At 30.0% G+C, this 21,513-nt stretch carries 21 protein-coding genes and 1 other annotated feature; all 21 genes read left to right on the top strand.

Annotation, left to right across the window (positions count from 1 at the left end):
• The first annotated feature begins 269 nt into the window (after window positions 1–269).
• The 21 genes from GPX08_RS02200 (at window position 270) to sigK (ending at window position 21,464) form a co-directional block, all read left to right on the top strand.
• On the top strand, window positions 270–767 hold the full coding sequence (locus tag GPX08_RS02200; RefSeq protein ID WP_156624987.1) for a hypothetical protein: 498 nt from the start codon (window positions 270–272) through the stop codon (window positions 765–767).
• 24 nt (window positions 768–791) lie between these two features.
• Complete coding sequence (locus GPX08_RS02195; RefSeq protein ID WP_156624986.1) at window positions 792–2,045, top strand: AAA family ATPase; 1,254 nt, start codon at window positions 792–794, stop codon at window positions 2,043–2,045.
• Between the two features lie 148 nt (window positions 2,046–2,193).
• Window positions 2,194–2,646: an Rrf2 family transcriptional regulator gene (locus GPX08_RS02190; RefSeq protein WP_156624984.1), complete on the top strand. Its 453-nt coding sequence runs from the start codon at window positions 2,194–2,196 to the stop codon at window positions 2,644–2,646.
• Between the two features lie 2 nt (window positions 2,647–2,648).
• On the top strand, window positions 2,649–3,848 hold the full coding sequence (nifS, locus tag GPX08_RS02185; RefSeq protein ID WP_156624982.1) for a cysteine desulfurase NifS: 1,200 nt from the start codon (window positions 2,649–2,651) through the stop codon (window positions 3,846–3,848).
• Entirely contained in the window at window positions 3,832–4,263 is a 432-nt protein-coding gene (gene nifU / locus GPX08_RS02180) for a Fe-S cluster assembly scaffold protein NifU (RefSeq protein ID WP_156624980.1), read from the top strand. The genes nifS and nifU overlap by 17 nt, the downstream gene beginning before the upstream one ends.
• A gap of 8 nt (window positions 4,264–4,271) precedes the next feature.
• On the top strand, window positions 4,272–5,354 hold the full coding sequence (gene mnmA, locus GPX08_RS02175; RefSeq protein WP_156624978.1) for a tRNA 2-thiouridine(34) synthase MnmA: 1,083 nt from the start codon (window positions 4,272–4,274) through the stop codon (window positions 5,352–5,354).
• A gap of 88 nt (window positions 5,355–5,442) precedes the next feature.
• The gene (locus GPX08_RS02170; RefSeq protein ID WP_156624976.1) at window positions 5,443–5,925 is read left to right on the top strand and encodes a photosystem reaction center subunit H; all 483 of its coding nucleotides are present in this window, start codon (window positions 5,443–5,445) and stop codon (window positions 5,923–5,925) included.
• The gene (locus GPX08_RS02165) at window positions 5,918–6,949 is read left to right on the top strand and encodes an AI-2E family transporter (protein WP_156624973.1); all 1,032 of its coding nucleotides are present in this window, start codon (window positions 5,918–5,920) and stop codon (window positions 6,947–6,949) included. The genes GPX08_RS02170 and GPX08_RS02165 overlap by 8 nt, the downstream gene beginning before the upstream one ends.
• Window positions 6,950–7,012: 63 nt before the next feature.
• Window positions 7,013–7,183 (top strand) — a binding site (T-box leader).
• A gap of 83 nt (window positions 7,184–7,266) precedes the next feature.
• Window positions 7,267–9,906, top strand: a complete 2,640-nt coding sequence (gene alaS / locus GPX08_RS02160; RefSeq protein ID WP_156624970.1) for an alanine--tRNA ligase — start codon at window positions 7,267–7,269, stop codon at window positions 9,904–9,906.
• 140 nt (window positions 9,907–10,046) lie between these two features.
• On the top strand, window positions 10,047–10,304 hold the full coding sequence (locus GPX08_RS02155; protein WP_156624968.1) for an IreB family regulatory phosphoprotein: 258 nt from the start codon (window positions 10,047–10,049) through the stop codon (window positions 10,302–10,304).
• A 47-nt stretch (window positions 10,305–10,351) separates the two neighbouring features.
• The gene (gene ruvX / locus GPX08_RS02150) at window positions 10,352–10,768 is read left to right on the top strand and encodes a Holliday junction resolvase RuvX (protein ID WP_156624965.1); all 417 of its coding nucleotides are present in this window, start codon (window positions 10,352–10,354) and stop codon (window positions 10,766–10,768) included.
• 78 nt (window positions 10,769–10,846) lie between these two features.
• The gene (locus tag GPX08_RS02145; RefSeq protein ID WP_156624963.1) at window positions 10,847–11,122 is read left to right on the top strand and encodes a DUF1292 domain-containing protein; all 276 of its coding nucleotides are present in this window, start codon (window positions 10,847–10,849) and stop codon (window positions 11,120–11,122) included.
• Window positions 11,123–11,158: 36 nt separating this feature from the next.
• Window positions 11,159–11,632, top strand: coding sequence for a transcriptional repressor (locus GPX08_RS02140; RefSeq protein ID WP_156624961.1), 474 nt, complete (start codon window positions 11,159–11,161; stop codon window positions 11,630–11,632).
• Window positions 11,633–11,699: 67 nt separating this feature from the next.
• Window positions 11,700–13,367 (top strand): RNase J family beta-CASP ribonuclease, encoded by a 1,668-nt coding sequence (locus GPX08_RS02135; protein ID WP_156624958.1) that lies wholly within the window; start codon window positions 11,700–11,702, stop codon window positions 13,365–13,367.
• A gap of 152 nt (window positions 13,368–13,519) precedes the next feature.
• Window positions 13,520–15,346, top strand: a complete 1,827-nt coding sequence (gene typA, locus GPX08_RS02130) for a translational GTPase TypA (protein WP_156624957.1) — start codon at window positions 13,520–13,522, stop codon at window positions 15,344–15,346.
• A gap of 87 nt (window positions 15,347–15,433) precedes the next feature.
• Entirely contained in the window at window positions 15,434–16,438 is a 1,005-nt protein-coding gene (mltG, locus tag GPX08_RS02125; RefSeq protein ID WP_156624955.1) for an endolytic transglycosylase MltG, read from the top strand.
• A 29-nt stretch (window positions 16,439–16,467) separates the two neighbouring features.
• A complete protein-coding gene (locus GPX08_RS02120; RefSeq protein ID WP_156624953.1) occupies window positions 16,468–17,112 on the top strand; it encodes a methyltransferase domain-containing protein in 645 nt (214 codons plus the stop codon).
• A gap of 5 nt (window positions 17,113–17,117) precedes the next feature.
• Window positions 17,118–18,353 carry a U32 family peptidase gene (locus GPX08_RS02115; RefSeq protein WP_156624951.1) on the top strand — a complete coding sequence of 412 codons (1,236 nt, stop codon included), beginning with the start codon at window positions 17,118–17,120 and terminating at the stop codon, window positions 18,351–18,353.
• Window positions 18,354–18,374: 21 nt separating this feature from the next.
• Window positions 18,375–18,992, top strand: coding sequence for a uridine kinase (locus GPX08_RS02110; RefSeq protein ID WP_156624948.1), 618 nt, complete (start codon window positions 18,375–18,377; stop codon window positions 18,990–18,992).
• A gap of 51 nt (window positions 18,993–19,043) precedes the next feature.
• On the top strand, window positions 19,044–20,663 hold the full coding sequence (locus GPX08_RS02105; protein ID WP_156624945.1) for a penicillin-binding protein 2: 1,620 nt from the start codon (window positions 19,044–19,046) through the stop codon (window positions 20,661–20,663).
• 105 nt (window positions 20,664–20,768) lie between these two features.
• The gene (sigK, locus tag GPX08_RS02100) at window positions 20,769–21,464 is read left to right on the top strand and encodes an RNA polymerase sporulation sigma factor SigK (protein ID WP_156624942.1); all 696 of its coding nucleotides are present in this window, start codon (window positions 20,769–20,771) and stop codon (window positions 21,462–21,464) included.
• Window positions 21,465–21,513 lie beyond the last annotated feature (49 nt).

The following is a 21,513-nucleotide window of genomic DNA, read 5'->3' as shown; positions in this document are numbered from 1 at the left end:
CAAGACTATCTTTGCTATTTTTAGATTATATTATGATTATTTATACTAATATTTTAAATATGCAATATTACGCACATACAATATAGAAAACCCTCTGTTTTTTAACAGGGGGTTTATCAACAAACTGAGAAAGAGGATACTTTAAAGTATCCTCTTTTTTTATTATTTATAAGAATACTTTTTTTAAATTATTAAACATAGAAGTTATATTTTTATGATATTATTTAAAGTGAAGTTTATTATAAAAATAATAGGATATGGAGGATAGCATGAAAAAAAGATATGTATCTTTAATTATAGTAGCAATTATTCAAATTATGATTCTTGTAAGTTGCAGTAATTCTTCAGGAATAAATTCGAAAACTGAAAATAAAATCAAAGAAACTATAGATTTAGTTTTATCTTATGAAAAAGGATATGATGAAACTATGAAAAAACATATAAGTGAAAAGAACTTTTATGTTTGTAATTATAAAGAGTTTTATTCTTTATATATAGGAGAAGTTACTTTAGAAGAATATGATAGTGAGATTGTAGATATAAAAGAAGAGGATGGTAAATTTAAAGTCTATATGCTTTTAAATATAAAAGCTAGAAGCTTAGAGGTACATGAAGATGAGAGTGGCGAAGGTAGTGATGAAGCTATTGGAGAAAATATTCCTATAGAAGTAATAGTAAAAGAAAAAGAGAAGGAACTTTATATAGAAGGTTTAACTGAGTATGAAAGTTTAGAAAAAGCCAAGGAATTAAATGAAGGATTTAAATAAACTATTAAGAAAAGGATGAATGTTATGAAACCACTTGCAGAAGTTATGAGACCTGAAAAATTAGAAGATTTTATAGGTCAAAGGGATATAATAGCCAAGGGAAAACCCTTATATAATCTAATTATTAGTAAAAGAATACCTAACTGCATTCTTTATGGACCGCCAGGAACGGGTAAAACAACATTAGCCAATATTATGGCAAACTATAGTGATAGAAAGTTTTATAAGCTAAATGCAACAACTGCATCTGTTAAGGATATTCAAGAGATCACTAATAGCTTGGATAGCTTACTTAATTATAATGGAGTAGTAATTTATATTGATGAGCTTCAACATTTTAGTAAAAAACAGCAACAAGCGCTTTTAGAATTTATTGAAAATGGGAGAGTAACATTAATAGCAAGTACTACTGAAAATCCTTATTTTGCTATTCATAAAGCTATATTAAGCAGGTGTAATATTTTTCAATTTCAATCATTAAGCTTAGAAGAAATATTAGAAGGACTTGAAAAAGCAATAAAAAAACTAATAAATGATGACATTGAAGTAGAATATACAATAGATGCCTTAAAGTATATCGCAGATATTTCTCAAGGGGATTATAGAAAAGCTTATAATATATTAGAACTATGTATAAATTCTCAATTAAATAAGACTAAAAAGATAACGGTTGAATATATTGAAGAGTTAAATCAATCACATATTAGAGCAGATGCTAGTGGTGATGAATATTATAATTTCCTAAGTGCGCTTCAAAAAAGCATTAGGGGAAGTGACGCTGATGCGGCTGTACACTATTTAGCAAGATTAATTAAGTCTGGAAATTTACAGGCTATTATAAGAAGAATAAGTGTAATAGCTGCGGAGGATATAGGACTTGCTCATCCAAATGCACTAGCTGTAGTTAATTCAGGAGTTGAACTTGCATTGAAGGTTGGATTACCAGAAGCATCATTAATACTATCTGAATTAGTAATATATTTAGCTACACTTCCAAAGTCTAATAGTGCTTATAAAGCTATATCTAAAGCAATGGGAGATTTGGAAAATAAAAATGTAGGTGATGTTCCAAGTCATTTAAAAGATGCCCACTATTCTGGTGCTAAAAACTTAGGGGTAGGAGGATATAAATATCCTCATGACTATGAAAACAATTATATTAATCAGCAGTATTTACCTGATAATTTAAAAGGAACAAAATATTATGAACCGCAAAATAATAAGTATGAAGATAGTTTAAGAAATTATTGGAAGAGTATAAAAAATACTAATAATTAAGAATTAATAAGATGCTAAATATTTAATTGTTGAATATATTAAAACTAAGACGTTAAGACTCTTTATCATTATTGACAATAGCAGACCATTTTGATAAGATATTGAAGTAAATACTAGTAAAATAGTCAACTTTAAAGGGGGAAGAGATATGAAGCTTTCTACTAAGGGTAGATATGGGGTCAAGGCTATGGTAGACCTTGCTATGCACTATGGAGATGCCCCCGTTTCTATAAAAACAATATCTCAAAGACAAAATATATCTGAATATTATTTAGAACAGTTATTTTCACCTCTTAGAAAAGCAAATCTTATAAAAAGTATAAGAGGAGCTCAAGGTGGATATGTTTTAAATAGTGCTCCAAAAGATATTACAGTAGCAGATGTAATGTATGTATTAGAGGGCCCAGTTGAAATCGCTGAATGCATTGAGGGAACTGAGTGTGATAATATTGATTTTTGTGCTACTAGATTGTTATGGGAAAAAATAAAAAACAGTATAGATGAAGTAATGGAAAGCATAACGCTTCAAGATATTGTAGATGATTATGATAGAATGAAGTTTGAAAGTGAATCCATTAAGTTTATTAAGAGGAGCGAGTAAAGATGAAAAATGTTTATATGGACTATGCAGCAACAACTTATGTTAAGCCAGAAGTTTTAGATGAAATGATGCCTTTCTTTACTGAGAAATATGGTAACCCATCATCTTTTTATGGAATTTCAAGAGAAACTAAAATGGCTATAGATAAGGCTAGAAACAGAGTTTCAAAGGCTTTAAACTGTGATATAAGTGAAGTTTACTTTACTGGAGGTGGTTCAGAAGCAGATAACTGGGCTATCAAGGGCGTTGCTTCAGCTCATAGAAAAAAAGGAAATCATATAATAACAACGAAGATTGAGCATCACGCAGTACTTCACACTTGTGAGTATTTAGAAAAACAAGGTTTTGAAGTTACTTATTTAAATGTGGATGAAGAAGGATTTATTAATTTAGAAGAACTTAAAAATGCTATAACAGATAAAACTATATTAGTTTCTATTATGTTTGCAAATAATGAAATAGGTACTATTCAGCCTATAAAAGAAATAGGTGAAATCTGTAGGGAAAGAAAAGTATTGTTCCATACAGATGCAGTTCAAGCTGTAGGAAATATAGAAATAGATGTTAAAGAAATGAATATAGATATGTTATCTCTAGCAGGACATAAGATTTATGGACCTAAGGGAATTGGTGCCTTATATATTAGAAAAGGCGTAAGAATAGATAATTTAATTCATGGCGGTGGTCAAGAAAGAGCTAGAAGAGCGGGTACAGAAAACACTGCAGCAATAGTTGGACTTGGAAAAGCTATAGAACTTGCTACTGAAAATTTAGATGAACATAATAAAAAATTAACTATTCTTAGAGATAAGTTAATAGATGGACTTTTAAAGGTACCTCATACTAGGCTAAATGGACCTAGAGGGGATATGAGATTACCTGGTAATGTAAATATAACTTTTGAATTTATAGAAGGTGAATCAATATTACTTTCTTTAGATTTTGAAGGAGTATGTGCATCTAGTGGAAGTGCTTGTACTTCAGGATCATTAGATCCATCACATGTATTACTATCAATAGGACTACCACATGAGTTAGCACATGGATCATTAAGACTAACATTAGGAGATGGTTCAACTGAAGAAGATGTAGATTATGTTTTAGAAGTTGTTCCACCTATTATCAAAAGATTAAGAGATATGTCTCCATTATGGGAAGACTATTTAAAGAAGGGAGAAAAATATTATGATGTACAGCGATAAGGTAATGGATCATTTTAGAAATCCAAGAAATGTAGGGGAAATTGAAAACGCAAGTGGTGTTGGAGAAGTTGGTAATGCTAAATGCGGTGACATAATGAAGGTTTATTTAAAAATCGAAGATAATATAATTAAGGACGCAAAGTTTAAGACTTTTGGTTGTGGGTCAGCCATTGCATCATCATCAATGGCAACAGAATTAATAATAGGAAAGACTGTGGAAGAAGCTTGGGAGTTATCTAACAAAGCTGTTGCAGAAGCTTTAGATGGACTTCCACCTGTAAAAATGCATTGTTCAGTTCTTGCTGAAGAAGCTATACATAAAGCAATTAATGACTATAGAAACAATGCAGGTTTAGAGCTTTGGGATTTTGAAGAACATGATGATATTCATGATCATGTCCACGGTGATGAATAGGAAGTAAAATGAAGAAAAAAGTAGTAGTTGGTATGAGTGGCGGAGTTGATAGCTCCGTTGCTGCATATCTTTTAAAAGAACAAGGTTATGATGTTATTGGCGTAACTATGAAGCATTTTGATGACGAATCTGAAGATTACGTTGAAAGAGAAGGTGGTTGCTGTTCTCTTTCATCTGTTGAAGATGCTAGAAGGGTTGCTGATAGGTTAGGAATACCTTTTTATGTCCTTAACTTTAAAGAATCTTTTAAGGAAAAAGTAATAGACTATTTTGTTCAAGAATATATGGAAGGTAAGACACCAAATCCATGTATAGCTTGTAATAAACATATTAAATTTGATGAATTTTTAAGAAGAGTAAAAGGCATTGGTGCCGATTATGTTGCTACAGGTCATTATGCTAAAATTGAAAAGAATGAAGATGGAAGATATCTTTTAATTAAAGCTGATGATGATAAAAAAGATCAAACATATGCTTTATATAACTTTACTCAAGAACAATTAAGTCAAACTTTAATGCCTTGTGGAGATTATACTAAGGATAAAATAAGAGAAATTGCTAAAGAAATAGGTTTAGCTGTTCATAACAAAAAAGATAGTGAAGAAATATGCTTTATACCTGATAATAATCATGGTAAGTTTATTACTCTAGTTAGACCAAATGAAGTAAAGCAAGGAAATTTCGTTGATAAGAATGGAAATGTAATAGGTAAACATAAAGGTATAGTGTATTATACTATAGGCCAAAGAAAAGGTCTTGGGTTAGCTTTAGGTTATCCTGTTTTTGTTACAGATATAAATCCTAATACTAATGAGGTAATAATAGGTCCTGAAGAGGATGTGTTTAAAACTGATTTAGTAGCTAAAGATGTTAACTTTATTCCATTTGATAAATTAGATAAAGAAATAACCGTATCTGCTAAAGTGAGATATCAAGCAAGGCCAGCAGAGGCTGTTTTATCACCTTTAGAAGATGGAAAAGTTAAAGTTTCATTTAAAGATAAACAAAGAGCAATTACTAAAGGCCAATCAGTAGTATTTTATGATGGTAATATAGTAGTTGGTGGCGGAGTAATAGAAAAGATTATATAAATAAAAAAAATTCCCATATTTTAAAATATGGGAATTTTTTTTTATCTTTAGGAAATAATATATTTATGGGATATAGGAGGGTAAAGCTATGTTGAAAACCAAGGATTTTTATTTGCTAAAGGTCTATGATTTAAGGGGGAAGTACTTGGGGATAATAGGAGATGTGTATATAGATTTTAGTACGGGAATAGTAAAAGGTTTTTTAATTTCAAATTATAAATTCTTTAGTAAGAAAAACTTCATTACCACATCGAATATTATGACAATAGAAGATGTGATGATAGTAAAAGAGTTAGATTTAAAAGAAGGAATATCCTTTAGAGAAATAAAAGATATTGATGTAAGGGATAGAAATAATACTATACTAGGTGTTTTAGAAGATTTAATTATAGAAGAAAAGGATTTTTCTATTAAGGGTCTAATTATAAGCTCAGGAATTTTTGATAGAATTTTTAAAGGTAAAGAAATACTTTTACATAAGCAGTGTATTTTAGGAGAAGATTTTATTTTATATTATGGGAATGGTGAAGTGAGATTAAAAACTCTTCCTAGGAAGAAAAAATATGTTTAATTATAAAAAAGATAAGAAAATAATAAATAGTATAATATTAATTTTAGGAGTAATTATAATATTTTTACTTTATTTAAAAGTAAAAACCATAAATAGTGTAGTAAATATTATCTTGATAAGTCTAATTTTCTCATATTCATTAAAACCAATCAGAGATATTTTAAGTGAAAGACTTAAGCTGAGTAAAAGAATATCATCAATAATTATTATTTTAAGTATATTTATTATTATAGGAGTATTTCTTTATATATTAATTCCAAATATTTTAAAAGAGGTAAATAATATAAGTAATATTATAGGTAATATAGATAGATATATAGATGATTTATATTCAAAGTTAAAGATAAATGATATAGGATTTTTGAAAAATATATATGTAAGTATAAATGAGAAGGCAAATACCTTTTTAGTAGATTTTTCTGAGAACTTCCTAACTAATATTTTGGAGGGAATTGAAAATATAATATCTTTAGCTATAGTACCTATTGTAACTTACTATTTTTTAGTGGATGGGAATCTATTATTTAATAAGTTACTGTTAATATTACCAACAGAAAAGAGAATAGTTACAAAAAAAGTTTTAACACATATAGATAAAGTTTTGAGTAGATATATAGTAAGTCAATTGTTTTTATCATTAATTATAGGGGTAGTTACAAGTATTGCATTAATGATTTTAGGAGTTAGCTTTGCTATACCGCTTGGAATATTTAATGGGGTATTAAATATAATACCCTATTTTGGACCCATTATTGGGGGGATACCCGCTGTATTAGTGGCCTTAATAGATTCGCCTAAGGAGGCATTGTTTACATTACTAGTTGTATTTTTAATACAACAAATAGAAGGGAATATACTATCTCCCAAAATAACAGGAGATAGTACAAATATGCATCCTATAATGATAATAATATTATTACTAATTGGAGAAAAAATAGGCGGTTTTATAGGTATGATAATTGCTGTACCAATAGGTGTCATTATAAAGGTTATTTATGAGGATATTAATGATTATTTATTCTAAGACAAAGTAATTGACATATTTTAAGAAATAAACTATAATTTCATTGAAAATAAGAAAATTTAATATGTAGCTGTGAAGAGAATGAGTAAATATAATCTATGTATTCAGAGAGGAAGTGGGTGCTGAAAACTTCTTACATAATGTATTGAAGCTATCTTGGAGCTATCTTAACTAAGTGATGCAAATTTTGCATAATTAGGGTGGTACCGCGGAATTTATGTTTTCGTCCCTTTTTTTAGGGGTGGAAACTTTTTTTTATTCTTTGGGAATTAAACTCACCTTTTATATATTAAAGTAGACAAAATGGAGGTAAGAATATGAAATTCATAGGAACTAATGAGCTTAGAGAAGCTTATTTAAAATTTTTTGAAAGCAAAGATCATTTAAGATTGGAGAGTTTTCCTCTAGTTCCAAAAAATGATAAATCATTATTATTAATAAATGCAGGTATGGCTCCGCTTAAGCCATATTTCACTGGACTTCAAGAGCCACCAAGAAAGAGAATTACTACATGTCAAAAGTGTATTAGAACTGGCGATATTGAAAATGTAGGAAAGACTTCAAGACATGGTACTTTCTTTGAAATGCTTGGTAACTTCTCTTTTGGAGATTATTTTAAAGAAGAAATTATTCCTTGGGCTTGGGAGTTTATTACTGAAACACTGCAAATTCCTAAGGATAAATTATATGTTACTATTTACTTAGAAGATGATGAAGCTTTTGATATTTGGTGCAAAAAAACAGATGTTGATCCAAATAGAATTTTTAGATTAGGAAAAGAAGATAACTTCTGGGAAATAGGGGTTGGCCCATGTGGACCTTGTACTGAAATTCACTTTGATAGAGGTGAAGGAGTTATTACAAGTGTTGATGACTTCGTAAAAGCTAGTGATGAAGATAGAGTAGTAGAATTCTGGAACCTAGTGTTTACTCAATTTGATAAAGATGATGAAGGAAATTACAATAAGCTTGCAAATCCTAATATAGACACAGGAATGGGTCTTGAAAGAATAGCTACAATTATGCAAGGTGTAGATAATATATTTGAAATAGATACAGTAAAAAATATTCTAAATAAAGTAGCTAAACTTTCTAATGTTAAGTATGGAGAAAACTCTTCAAAGGATGTTTCCCTTAGAATAATTACAGACCACGTTAAGTCTGTAACTATGCTTATTTCAGATGGAGTTCAACCAAGTAATGAAGGAAGAGGATATGTTCTTAGAAGACTTTTAAGAAGAGCTGCTAGACATGGAAGATTGCTTGGAATTAAGGGCTTATTCTTAACTGAGATAGTAGAATCTGTTGTTGAAAACTACGGTGATGCATATCCAGCATTAAAAGAAAACAAAGAATATATTGAAAAGATAGTTTCTTTAGAAGAAGAAAGATTTAATGAAACTATTGATTCAGGAATGATTATCTTAAATGACTATATTGAAGAAATGGAAGCTTCAAAGGAAGAGATATTAAAGGGTGAAAAGGCATTTAAATTATATGATACTTATGGATTCCCGATAGAATTAACTGAAGAAATTTTAGAAGAAAAGGGATTGAAAGTAGATCATGAAGCTTTTAAAAAGGAAATGGAAGAGCAAAGACAAAGAGCTAGAAGTGCTAGAGGTGAATCTTCTTATATGGGAAGTGATGAAAGCCCAATAAATAAAATAGATGCTTCTATAAATACTGAATTTGTTGGATATTCTAATATTAAAGTTGAATCAACTATAGCAATTTTAGCTAATGATAATGATTTTGTTTCAGAATTATCAGAGGGTGAAAAAGGTTATATTATTACTGAAAAAACTCCATTCTATGCAGAAATGGGTGGTCAAGTAGGTGATAAAGGAGTTATAAAAACTTCTACTGGAGAAGCTTTTGTTTATGACACTAAGAAAAATGTTGGTGGAAAAACTGTTCATTATGTGAAGGTTACTAATGGGACTATAAAAGTAAATGATGAAGCTACCCTTAAGATAGATTTATTAAGAAGAAGTTATATAGCTAAGAATCATACTGCAACTCATATGTTACATGAAGCATTAAAGCAAGTTGTAGGAAAACATGTAAATCAAGCTGGTTCTTATGTAGATGATGAAAGATTAAGATTTGACTTTGCTCACTTTAAAGCTTTAACTGAAGAAGAAATTCAAAAATTGGAAGATTTAGTTAACATAAAAATAATGGAAGTATTTAATGTTGATACTGATTTAATGACTTTAGATGAAGCTAAGGAATCAGGAGCTATGGCATTATTTGATGATAAGTATGGGGATAAGGTTAGAGTTGTAAGTGTTGGAGAATTCTCAAAAGAGTTATGTGGTGGTACTCATGTTCATAATTCTGGAGAAATTGGTTTATTTAAAATAATTTCTGAAGCAGGTGTTGCAGCTGGTGTAAGAAGAATTGAAGCCGTTACTGGAATTAATGCTATAAAATATATGGAAGATAAGCAAAAACTATTAAAAGAAGCTTGTAATGCATTAAAATGTAGTGAAAAAGATGTAGTGAAAAAGATTGCATCTCAAGGAGCTGAAATTAAGGAAAAAGAAAAAGAAATTACTGAACTTAAGGGCAAATTAGCATCTGGAGTAGAAGATGAAATCTTAGCTTCAGTAAAAGAAATTAAAGGCGTTAAAGTAGCTTCTTATGGAGTTGAAGGTATAGATGGAAATGCCTTAAGAGACCTTGGAGATAAGGTTAGAAATAAACTATCAAGTGGTGTAGTTATATTATTTAGTAATGTAGGTGGTAAGGTAAATTTAATAGCTATGTCTACTAAAGATGTATTAGATAAGGGAATTCATTGCGGTAAGATAATTAAAGAAGTAGCTTCTATAGTTGGAGGCGGTGGTGGAGGAAGACCAGATATGGCTCAAGCTGGTGGTAAGAATCCTGAAAATATCAAAGCTGCAGTAGAAAAAGCATACGAAGTAGTAGATAATTTAGTAAAATAGTGTACTTTTAAACTTTTATAAGGTATAATATAATTAATTTAAAAACCTTGTATAGAATTAAAAATATGTGAAATACTATAACTAGGAAACTATTAACTAAATATAAGTAAGGAGGTGGAGCTGCATTTAGCAGCGATTGTATGAATAATAACTTAGACCAAACAATGCAGTTTAACTTAAACATCAACAAAGGAGATTTAACTAAATCCATACTAACAGATGTTTACAATGCGTTACAGGAGAAAGGTTATAATCCAGTAAACCAACTGGTTGGATATCTTATTTCAGGGGACCCTTCTTACATCACAAGCTACAACGGAGCAAGAGCTTTACTAAGAAAACTTGAAAGAGATGAAATTCTTGAGGAAGTTATAAAATCTTATTTAGAAATAAAATAAAGAGTGCCCGTTAATTCGGGCACTCTTTAATATTTTAAGGAGATAAAATGAGAATATTAGGATTAGATATCGGCTCGAAAACAATTGGGGTTGCAATAAGTGATCCATTAGGATGGACTGCACAAGGAATTACTACTATCAGAAGAAGCAAGAAGGAAAAGGATCTTGAGGACATAAAAAAGATTTGTAATGAATATTCTGTAGAGACAATAGTAATTGGACTTCCTAAAAATATGAACGGTACTATAGGTGAAGCAGGTGAGAAGGTACAAGAATTTGCAGAACTTATAAAAGAATTTACTGGAGTTAATATTGAGATGTGGGATGAAAGATTAACTACAGTAGCGGCCCATAGGGCTATGTTAGAAGCTGATTTATCAAGAGGTAAGAGAAAGAAGATAGTAGATAAAATAGCAGCTACTTACATACTTCAAGGCTATTTAGATAGACTAAGTAATAAATGATTTTTGAATTTCAATTGAAAATTATTATTGACAAGTTTAAAGGTAAAAATTACAATTATAAAGAAGGAGTTTATTTTTATGGATAAAGATTTAAAGCAATTAGAATTATATGACGAAGATGGAAACTTAGTGAAATTAAACGTAGTAGCTTTTTTTGATATGGTTAATCCTGATACAGAAGAAAAAAGTGAGTACGTTATAGTTTATGATGATAACTACACTGAAGATGACATTTTTGCCTTAAAGGTAGGAGTAGATGAAGATGGTGATGATTTACTAATACCTATAGATGATGAAGTTGAACTTGCTGCAGTGCAAGAAGCATATGATACTATTTTTTCAGAAGAAGAATAGTAAGGGAAAAAATAAATTAAGAAAGGGGTGTTGACTGTGGAACATTCAAATAGTATAGACTTTAATGTTTTAAAGGAAGACTTAAAGCAAAAAGGATATAAATTAACGCCTCAAAGAAGAGCGATAGTAGATACTATTATTGAAAAGGAAGGCGAACATTTAACTGCAGAGGAAATATATGATGAGGTTAAAAAAAGCTGCCCAGAAATAGGTTTAGCAACAGTATATAGAACTATAATTCTATTAGAAGAGTTAGGAGTTATATGTAAGCTTGATTTAGATGATGGTTGTAGTAGGTATGAACTAGTTCGTAAAGATGAAGGTCATAGACACCATCATTTAGTATGTAATGAGTGTAAATGTGTCATAGAAGTACAAGATGATCTTTTAGATGAATTAGAAGAAGAGGTTGAAAGATCTTATGGGTTTAAGATCTTAGATCATAGTGTTAAATTCTTTGGCGTTTGTAGAAAGTGTCAAAGTAAAATGGAATTAGAAGAAAAGAAGTAGGATGAAAAGGTGGCCTTGTTTGTAGGCAACCTTTGAAATACATATTATAGAAGAAGGAGGGGACATATTGAAAAACGAGAAGGCAAAGGTTAGAATTATTCCTTTAGGTGGGATTAATGAAATAGGCAAGAATATAACTGCAATAGAATATAAAGATGACATAATAGTTATAGATTGTGGACTTAAATTCCCAGATGAAGATATGTTCGGTATAGATTTAGTTATACCAGATATAAGTTATTTATTAAAAAATAGAGATAAGATTAGAGGAATATTTTTAACTCACGGTCATGAGGACCATATAGGGGCACTACCTTATGTATTAAGGCAGTTAAATGTACCTGTGTATGGAACAAAACTTACTCTTGGAATAGTTGAGACAAAGCTTAAGGAACATGGACTTTTAAGTTCAACTGAGCTTGTTAGAGTTAAACCAAGAGATGTAATAAAATTAAATTCAGTATCTGTAGAATTTATAAAAACAAACCATTCAATAGCAGATTCAGTTGCAATAGCAATTCACACTCCATTAGGAGTAGTACTACACACAGGTGATTTTAAAATAGATTATACACCTATTGATGGAGAACCAATGGATTTCGCTAGATTTGCAGAAATAGGTAAGAGAGGTGTATTAGCTATGCTGGCTGACTCAACTAATGTTGAAAAGCCGGGATATACATTATCTGAAAGAGTTGTAGGAGAAAGCTTTGCAAGACTTTTTGGTAAGGCAAAGGGAAGAATAATTGTTGCAACATTTGCATCAAATGTTCATAGAATACAGCAAATTATTGATGCTGCTAGCATGTATGGAAGAAAAGTAGCAGTATCAGGAAGAAGTATGGAAAATATAGTTGCTGTAGCTGCAGAACTTGGATATTTAGAGTTTGAAAAAGATATATTAGTTGGTATTGACCAAATTAATAAATATAATAACGATCAAATTGTTATAATAACTACAGGTAGCCAAGGTGAGCCAATGTCTGCACTTGCAAGAATGGCAAACTCTGAACACAGAAAGGTAAATATTGTAGAAGGAGATACTGTAATTATTTCTGCTACACCTATTCCTGGAAACGAAAAAACAGTTTCTAAGGTAATTAATAGATTATTCCAAAAGGGTGCAGAAGTAATATACAAATCACTAGCAGAAATTCATGTTTCTGGCCATGCTTGCCAAGAAGAGTTAAAGCTAATGCAATGTTTAGTTAAACCAAAGTTCTTTATTCCAGTTCACGGAGAATATAGACATTTAAAACAACATGGTGAGCTTGCAATATCTTTAGGCATGCCACAAGAAAATATTGTAATACCTGAAAATGGTGGAGTAATTGAAGTTAATAGAAACAGCATCAGAAAAAATGGAACAGTAACTTCTGGACAGGTATTCGTTGATGGATTAGGAGTTGGAGATGTTGGAAATATAGTATTAAGAGATAGAAAACATTTATCTCAAGATGGTATATTAACAGTAGTTGTAACTCTATCAAAAGAAAATAACTCAATTATTGCAGGACCAGATATTATTTCAAGAGGCTTTGTTTATGTAAGAGAATCAGAAGGATTGATGGATGAAGCTAAGGAAATAGTTAAGGAAACATTAAGAAGTTGTGAAGAAAACAACATTACAGATTGGGCTAGCTTAAAGTCTAAAGTAAGAGATGATCTTAGAGTGTATTTATATGAAAAGACAAAGAGAAAGCCAATGATATTACCAATTATAATGGAAATATAATCTTTAAGGTTGACATTTCTTTATAATAATCTTAGAATAAATATAGTTTAAATAAATCATTAGAAAATTGGATGCCTAGGTATCCAATTTTATTTTGGAAAAAATAATTTATAGGTTTACATTGATAAAAAAACCTTATTGGAGGAAATTTAATGAATTTAAGTAGTAGAGATGATATTAGAAATATTGCTATAATAGCTCACGTTGACCATGGTAAAACTACATTAGTTGATGCGTTATTAAAAGGAAGTCATATTTTTAGATCAAATGAAAAAGTTGAAGAGAGAGTTATGGACTCTAATGATTTAGAAAAAGAAAGAGGAATTACTATTCTTTCAAAGAATACAGCACTAATGTACAATGGAGTTAAAATAAATGTTGTAGATACTCCAGGACATGCTGATTTTGGTGGAGAAGTTGAACGTGTTCTTAAGATGGTTGATTCAGTACTATTAGTAGTTGACTCTTATGAAGGACCAATGCCACAAACAAAGTTCGTATTAAAGAAGGCTTTAGAATTAGGTCTTAAACCTATAGTTGTTATAAATAAGATAGATAAACCAAATGCAAGACCAGAAGATGTAATTGATGAAGTGTTCGAATTATTTATAGAGCTTGGTGCTGATGATGAACAATTAGATTTCCCAATAATCTATGCTTCAGCTAGAGAAGGATTTGCAAGACATAATGTAGAAGATACAAATAATGATATGGTACCATTATTTGAAACTATTATAGAAAATGTTGAAGCTCCAAAGGGAGAATTAGATGGACCATTCCAAATGCTTATTACTACATTAGATACTAACGAGTATGTAGGAAGAATTGCAATTGGAAAGATTCATAGAGGAAAAGTTAAAAAGAATCAACAAGTTGCTTTAGTAAGACAAGATGGAAGTACTTCAAATTATAAAGTATCTAGTATATTTACATATAACGGGTTAAATAGAGAAGATGTACAAGAAGCTTCATTAGGAGATATTATTGCGTTAAGTGGTATTCCAGATTGTAATATTGGGGAAACTATAGCTGATGCTTTAAATCCTGAAGCATTACCATTCGTTGAAATCGACGAACCAACATTAAGCATGAACTTTATGGTTAATGATTCTCCATTTGCAGGTAGAGAAGGAGAATTTGTAACATCAAGACATTTAAGAGATAGATTATTAAAGGAACTTGAAACTAATGTAAGTTTAAGAGTAAATGAAATATCACCAGAGTGTTTTGAAGTTTCAGGAAGAGGAGAACTTCATTTATCTATATTAATAGAAACTATGAGAAGAGAAGGCTATGAATTCCAAGTTTCAAAGGCGAATGTTATATTAAAAGAAGAAAATGGCAAGAAGCTTGAGCCTATGGAATACTTAACAATAGATGTTCCGGAAGAATTCATGGGACCTGTTATGGAAAAACTTGGACCAAGAAAAGCTGAAATGGTAAATATGACTTCTGCTGTTAATGGATATACAAGACTTGAATTCATTATTCCTGCAAGAGGATTAATTGGATTTAGAAATGAGTTTATGACTGATACTAAAGGTAATGGTATAATGAACCACGTATTCCATAGCTATGATAGCTATAAAGGAGAACTTCCAGGAAGAAGTAGAGGATCTATTTGTTCATTTGAAGATGGAGATGCTATAACTTACGGTCTATTCAATGCTCAAGAAAGAGGAACGTTATTTATAGGGGCAGGAATCCCTGTTTACCAAGGTATGATAGTTGGAGAATGTTCAAGAGCAGAAGATATAGATATTAACGTTTGTAAGGGTAAAAAGCTTACTAATACTAGAGCCTCAGGTTCAGATGATGCAGTAAAGCTTACACCACCAAGACAAATGTCATTAGAACAATGTCTTGAATTTATAAATGCAGACGAATTAGTAGAAGTAACGCCAGAAAATATTAGAATGAGAAAGAGAATTTTAGATTCTGCTGAAAGAAGAAGAATTTCAAGTAGAAGTAAAAAATAATAAAAATCTTTATTATCAAAAAGAAAAGTATTATAATAGGGTAAATAGCCTAAATTAGGCTATTTACTTTCTATGTAGGGGGTTTTTATGAGAACTTTAAGCAAAAAAACTATATCTATTATGATAATACTATTGTTTTTACTTATATTAGTATCTTTTGTTTCTGTAATTAATAGTCCTTTAAAGGGAAATGAAGACGTTGTAGTAAGAGTTGAAGAAGGGGATAATTTTTATAGTATTATAAATAGGCTAGAGGAAGATAAAAAACTTAAGGGTGTTCCAATTATAAAACTATATGTTAAGTTTTCAGGTAAGAGTATAGATATTAAACCAGGGGAATACCTGTTATCTAAAGATTCTTCAGTTACTGATATTATTGATTCATTAAATACTGAATCTTCTTTAAATAAAGTTAAATTTACTATTCCTGAAGGATATACTATAGATGATATAGCTAATAAGCTAGAAGAAGAAGGTATTTGTAGTAAGGATGACTTTATTTTAGGTATAAAAGAATACCCATTACCGTCTTATGTAAAATCTAATGAAGAAAAAAGATACAACTTAGAAGGATATTTATTTCCTGATACATATATAATAGAAATCGGTGAAACGCCTAAAACAATAATTGATAAGATGATTAAGAGGTTTGAAGAAGTACTAGATGAAGCAACCAAATCAACAAATGTAACTGTAAAGAATGAAGATATAGAAACAGTAGTTACTATTGCTTCAATGATAGAAAAAGAAGCAAGGTTAGATAATGAAAGACCTACTATTGCTTCAGTAATTATTAACAGGTTAAACATTGATATGAAGCTTCAAATAGATGCAACTGTAATTTATGCTCTTGGAGAACATGTTAATACAGTCACTTATGATCACTTAGAAGTAGATTCACCTTATAATACTTATAAAAATTATGGATTACCTGTTGGGCCAATTTCTAACCCAGGAGTAGAGTCAATTAAAGCTACATTAAAACCTGATAGTACAGATTATCTATTTTATGTGTTAATGAATGATAATAGTCACTATTTTACAAATGATGATAAGGATTTTTTAAGAAAGCAAGAGGAGCTTGGTTACTAATATAATTACTTAATATTTTGGAGGATACCATGAGCGGAATTACCCATGATTATATGGAAGATTATATAAGGAGCTTAATACCAGAGTCTACTAATCAATATAAAGAATTAGAGGATTTTGCAAAGGAGCATAAAGTTCCTATAGCTCAAAAAGAAACTGCTAAATTTTTAGAGTTCATAGTTAGTATGAAGAAACCTTTGAGAATATTAGAACTTGGTACTGCAATAGGCTATTCAGCTATATTAATGTACGAAGCATCTGGTTATAAGGCAAGTATTACTACTATTGAACGTGATGAAAATATGATAAAATATGCTAGTGAAAACTTTAAAAAATACGATTTAGAAGACAAAATAGAAATTAAAGCAGGAGATTGTCTTGAAGTGTTAGAAAGCTTGGAAGAACCTTATGATTTGATTTTTATGGATGCAGGTAAAGGTCATTATAATCACTTTTTACCTCATTGTTTAAGACTTCTAAAGGAAGATGGAATTATAGTTGCCGATAATGTATTATTTAGGGGAATGGTAGCATCTAATGATTTAGTTAAGAGGAGAAAAATAACTATAGTAAAAAGAATGAGACAATACTTAGATTTAGTTTCTAAGGATGAAAATTTAATAACTTCTGTAATACCAATGGGGGATGGAATTGCAGTGACTAAAAGGAGGTAAGGATAATGAAAAAACCAGAGATTTTAGCACCAGCAGGGAGCCTAGAAAAATTAAAAATAGCTATAGATTTCGGTGCAGATGCCGTTTATATAGGTGGAGGAAGATTAAATTTAAGAGCCTTTTCAGACAATTTTACTAATGATGAAATGGCTGAAGGAATTAAATATTGTCATGATAGAGGGAAAAAATTATATGTTACTATGAATGTATTCCCAAGAAATCATGATTTAACAGGAGTAGAAGAGTATATAAAAGGTCTTTATGATTTAGGAGTAGATGCAATTATAGTTGCTGACCCTTCAATAATTATGGCAGCAAGAACTGCAGCTCCAGATTTAGAAATACATTTAAGCACTCAAGCTAATGTTACAAACTGGATGGCTACTAAGTTCTGGCATGAACAAGGTGCTAAGAGAGTAGTTTTAGCTAGAGAATTAACTTTTAATGAAATAAATGTTATTAAAGAAAATATACCTGAAGAATGTGAACTTGAAGTATTCATTCATGGATCAATGTGCATTGCATATTCAGGAAGATGCTTAATTTCTAACTATATGTTAGGAAGAGATGCTAATAAGGGTATATGTTCAAATGCATGTAGATATAAATATTATTTAGTAGAAGAAACTAGACCTAATGAATATTATCCAGTAGTTGAAGATGATGATGGAACTTACATTATGAATTCTAAAGACTTATGTATGATTAATCATATTCCAGAACTTATAAAAAGTGGAGTTCATTCTTTTAAAATTGAAGGAAGAATGAAGAGTGAATTTTATGTTGCGTCAGTAGTTAAAGCATATAGAGCAGCGATAGATGCTTACTTTGAAAATCCAGAAGGATATAAGTTTAAGGAAGAATGGCTTGAAACACTTCTTAAGATTAGTCATAGACAATATCACACAGGTTTCTTCTTTGGAAAGACTGGTGAGCAAAACTACGATGGATCTTCATATGTAAGAGATTATGATATAGTTGGAGTAGTAAAGAGCTATGATAAAGAAACTAAAGAAGCTACAATTCTTCAAAAAAATAGAGTATTTGAAGGAGATGAAGTAGAGGTTCTAAGAGCACATACTCCATACTTTAATGTTAAATTAAATGAAATGTTTGATATGGAAAAGAATAAGCCAACAAATGTAGCAAACAGAGCACATATGATGTTCAAAGTTAAAGTAGATACTGAGCTTAAGGAAAATGATATGTTAGTTAAAGGAAAAAGAGTTTTAGAGCTTTAAACATAAGAAGGAGGAACTATAATGGAAAAGCCAATACTAATTGGAATAACTGGTGGAACAGGATCAGGTAAAAGTAGTATTGCAGATGCTATATATTCTAGTTTTTCAACTGAATGTATAGCTATGATTCAGCAAGATATGTATTATAAAGATCAAAGCCATCTATCTATGGAAGAGAGAGTTAAAACTAACTATGATCATCCAAGAGCCTTTGATAATGATTTGTTAATAAGCCATTTAGAAGCTTTAATGAAGGGCGAGGCAATAGATAAGCCAATATATGATTTCTCATGTCATAATAGAGCTAAAGAAACTATTAAAGTATATCCGAGACGTATAATAATAGTTGAAGGAATATTAGTTTTAGAAGATGAAAGACTTAGAGATCTATTAGATATTAAAGTATATGTTGATACAGATGCTGATATTAGGATATTGAGAAGATTAGTTAGAGATATAAACGAAAGAGGAAGAACTGTAGACTCAGTTGTAACTCAATATTTAGAAGTAGTAAGACCTATGCACTTACAGTTTACTGAACCGACTAAAAGATATGCAGATATTATAGTTCCAGAAGGCGGACAAAATAAAGTTGCTATTGATATACTTGTAACTAAAATAAAAGATATTTTAAAATAATGAATAAACAATACCTTCCAAGGCTAGAATTAAGCCTAGGGAGGTGTTTTTTTGTTTAAAAAAAATAATAAAATCCATAAGAAAAGAATATTTTTAGTGAGTGGGTTTTTTTCGATAATAAGTGTGATTTTAGTAATAAGATTGTATTTTCTCTTGATACATCCTTCTAAAATAGTTTCAGGAGATATAGAGAACTATCAATATGAGAACACTGCACAAAACAGATATAAAGTTTTAGATGCGAATGGAAAAGATTTAACTAAATACAATAAAAAATATATATTAGTTTTAGATACTAAACCATTTATGCTTAATAATTATGAAGAAACTTTAGAAGATTTAATGGCGCTTAATTTCATAATGAAGTCTGAAGATGCTGATTTTAATTATTCAGATATTATGAAGGAAGATGGAAAGATATATTATAATATTAGCGAAGAGACATTCAATAAGGTTAATAAACTTAAAAATATTAAGGGTATATATACTTATATTTATGATGAAGTAGATGCAAAAGAAGCTTGGAAAACTAATAATTTTTTATCTAATATTAATAATGATAATGTAGTAGAGGGATCTTTAGAAAAAGATTTAAATGAATATTTAAAAGATAATTCTTATCCAGCATCAAAGTTTTATTTAGATGATAAGGCTATCTATGGTGAAGGTGAAGAGGTTTTAGAAAATAATAATAATATTCAATTAACTATAGATTCAGATATTGAAGATAAAATAAGAGAAATATTAAACAAAAAAGACTATGAATTTTTGAAGAATATCGGAGTTGTATTAACTGAAGCAAATACTGGTAAGATTAGAGCTATGGTTCAAAAGGATGAAAGTCAAGCAAGTGTAAATTTAGGGATAGGTCAATTAGGATATGAACCGGGATCAATTTTTAAAGTTATAACAGAAGCAATTGCATTAGACAAAGGTCTTGTAAGTTCAACAGATACATTTCTTTGTTCTGGAGAAATATGTATGAAGGATGGGAAACCATACAGTCATGGATGGCTATCTATTGAAGATGCACTAAAGGTATCATGTAATGATGTTTTTGCTAAAGTTGGCAATAAAATAGGATACAGTGACATGATAGATTATATAGGTAATATGGGATTGTTTAAGCCTGTTTTAAATTTAAAGGGTGATAACAGAAATGAAGCTTCAGGGGTAAAGCCTACATTAGAAAATAGTATGAACAATATAGCTATAGGTCAAACGGTTATGGTAACACCTCTTCAAATGGCTGGATTATATAACACTGTTGTAAATGATGGAATATATAATAAACCAACAATCATCGAGTCAATTGTTGATGATAATAACAATATTGTTAAAGAGTTTAAGAGTAAAGAAACTAGAATATTTAGTGAAACCGCAGCTAAATTAACACAGGACACTATGGCTAAAGTAATATGGCAGGGATCTGGGTTTGAAGCTAAGGTTGAAGGTGTTAACATAGGTGGAAAAACAGGAACATCAACTGGTAGTGGTGGAACAAATCATGGATGGTTTGCAGGATATTTTGAAATGAACAATAAATATTATACTCTAGTAGTAATAGCACCCAATATAGGGGAGAAGCATCCAGATGGAAGAGAACTTGGAGGAGGAAATACTGGTGCTCCTATTTTTAGAGATATTGTAACAGAACTTACAAAAGGTTAGTCATAAAATAACTAGTAGTTTTATGTAATAATAAATTTAAAATTCTAACGCAATATTTTAAATTTTCATCATATTATATAATAAGCACTACTAGGAGGAAGTTCTGTGTTTTTTTTATCTAATATTTTAGAATTGCTTTGTAATTCAGTTTTTTTAACAGGATATATTACAGGCAACAATACATTTCCAAAGCCTCTTGATGAAGAGGAAGAGGAGCGTTATTTAAAGCTATTTAAAGAAGGGGATAAAGAGGCTAAAAGTATATTGATTGAGAGAAATTTGAGATTAGTTGCTCATATTGTGAAAAAATATAATTTCCCAAATAAGGATATAGATGAATTAATATCTATTGGTACAGTTGGATTAATTAAAGCAATAGATTCTTTTGACGCAGGTAAGGGAACGAGACTTGCAACATATGCTTCAAGATGTATCGAAAATGAAATACTTATGCTTTTTAGAAATAATAAAAAACAAAAAAATGAAGTCTATCTTCAAGATCCAATAGGGGTTGATAAAGAAGGTAATGAAATCTGTCTTATTGATGTATTAAGCAGTGAGAGGGACTCGGTATTAGAAAAAGTTGAAAGTAATTTACAGATAAGGCAGCTTTATAAAAAGATAGGTGCATCACTTACAGAAAGAGAAGGTTCTATATTGAAAATGAGATATGGACTTATTGATGGTATGTGCCGAACTCAAAGAGAAATAGCAGCACTTTTAGGTATATCTAGATCTTATGTCTCTAGGATAGAAAAAAAAGCGCTAAAAAAACTTAAAAAAGAACTATCAAGTAAGTAAAAAACTACTAAAGATAAGAATATTTTAAATAATATGATAGAAATAAAAA

The organism is Clostridium tertium, assembly GCF_902652255.1.
GTDB classification, from domain to species: domain Bacteria; phylum Bacillota; class Clostridia; order Clostridiales; family Clostridiaceae; genus Clostridium; species Clostridium tertium_A.
This window is presented reverse-complemented; position numbering and strand designations above follow the sequence as displayed.

Bases quoted from the DNA above. Each gene is read 5' to 3' on its own strand.
- mnmA (WP_156624978.1), top strand. From the start codon at position 4,272: ATGAAGAAAAAAGTAGTAGTTGGTATGAGTGGCGGAGTTGATAGCTCC.
- typA (WP_156624957.1), top strand. From the start codon at position 13,520: ATGAATTTAAGTAGTAGAGATGATATTAGAAATATTGCTATAATAGCT.
- GPX08_RS02110 (WP_156624948.1), top strand. From the start codon at position 18,375: ATGGAAAAGCCAATACTAATTGGAATAACTGGTGGAACAGGATCAGGT.
- ruvX (WP_156624965.1), top strand. From the start codon at position 10,352: ATGAGAATATTAGGATTAGATATCGGCTCGAAAACAATTGGGGTTGCA.
- GPX08_RS02145 (WP_156624963.1), top strand. From the start codon at position 10,847: ATGGATAAAGATTTAAAGCAATTAGAATTATATGACGAAGATGGAAAC.
- GPX08_RS02200 (WP_156624987.1), top strand. From the start codon at position 270: ATGAAAAAAAGATATGTATCTTTAATTATAGTAGCAATTATTCAAATT.
- GPX08_RS02190 (WP_156624984.1), top strand. From the start codon at position 2,194: ATGAAGCTTTCTACTAAGGGTAGATATGGGGTCAAGGCTATGGTAGAC.
- GPX08_RS02155 (WP_156624968.1), top strand. From the start codon at position 10,047: ATGAATAATAACTTAGACCAAACAATGCAGTTTAACTTAAACATCAAC.
- GPX08_RS02195 (WP_156624986.1), top strand. From the start codon at position 792: ATGAAACCACTTGCAGAAGTTATGAGACCTGAAAAATTAGAAGATTTT.
- nifS (WP_156624982.1), top strand. From the start codon at position 2,649: ATGAAAAATGTTTATATGGACTATGCAGCAACAACTTATGTTAAGCCA.
- GPX08_RS02170 (WP_156624976.1), top strand. From the start codon at position 5,443: ATGTTGAAAACCAAGGATTTTTATTTGCTAAAGGTCTATGATTTAAGG.
- nifU (WP_156624980.1), top strand. From the start codon at position 3,832: ATGATGTACAGCGATAAGGTAATGGATCATTTTAGAAATCCAAGAAAT.
- GPX08_RS02165 (WP_156624973.1), top strand. From the start codon at position 5,918: ATGTTTAATTATAAAAAAGATAAGAAAATAATAAATAGTATAATATTA.
- GPX08_RS02115 (WP_156624951.1), top strand. From the start codon at position 17,118: ATGAAAAAACCAGAGATTTTAGCACCAGCAGGGAGCCTAGAAAAATTA.
- alaS (WP_156624970.1), top strand. From the start codon at position 7,267: ATGAAATTCATAGGAACTAATGAGCTTAGAGAAGCTTATTTAAAATTT.
- mltG (WP_156624955.1), top strand. From the start codon at position 15,434: ATGAGAACTTTAAGCAAAAAAACTATATCTATTATGATAATACTATTG.
- GPX08_RS02120 (WP_156624953.1), top strand. From the start codon at position 16,468: ATGAGCGGAATTACCCATGATTATATGGAAGATTATATAAGGAGCTTA.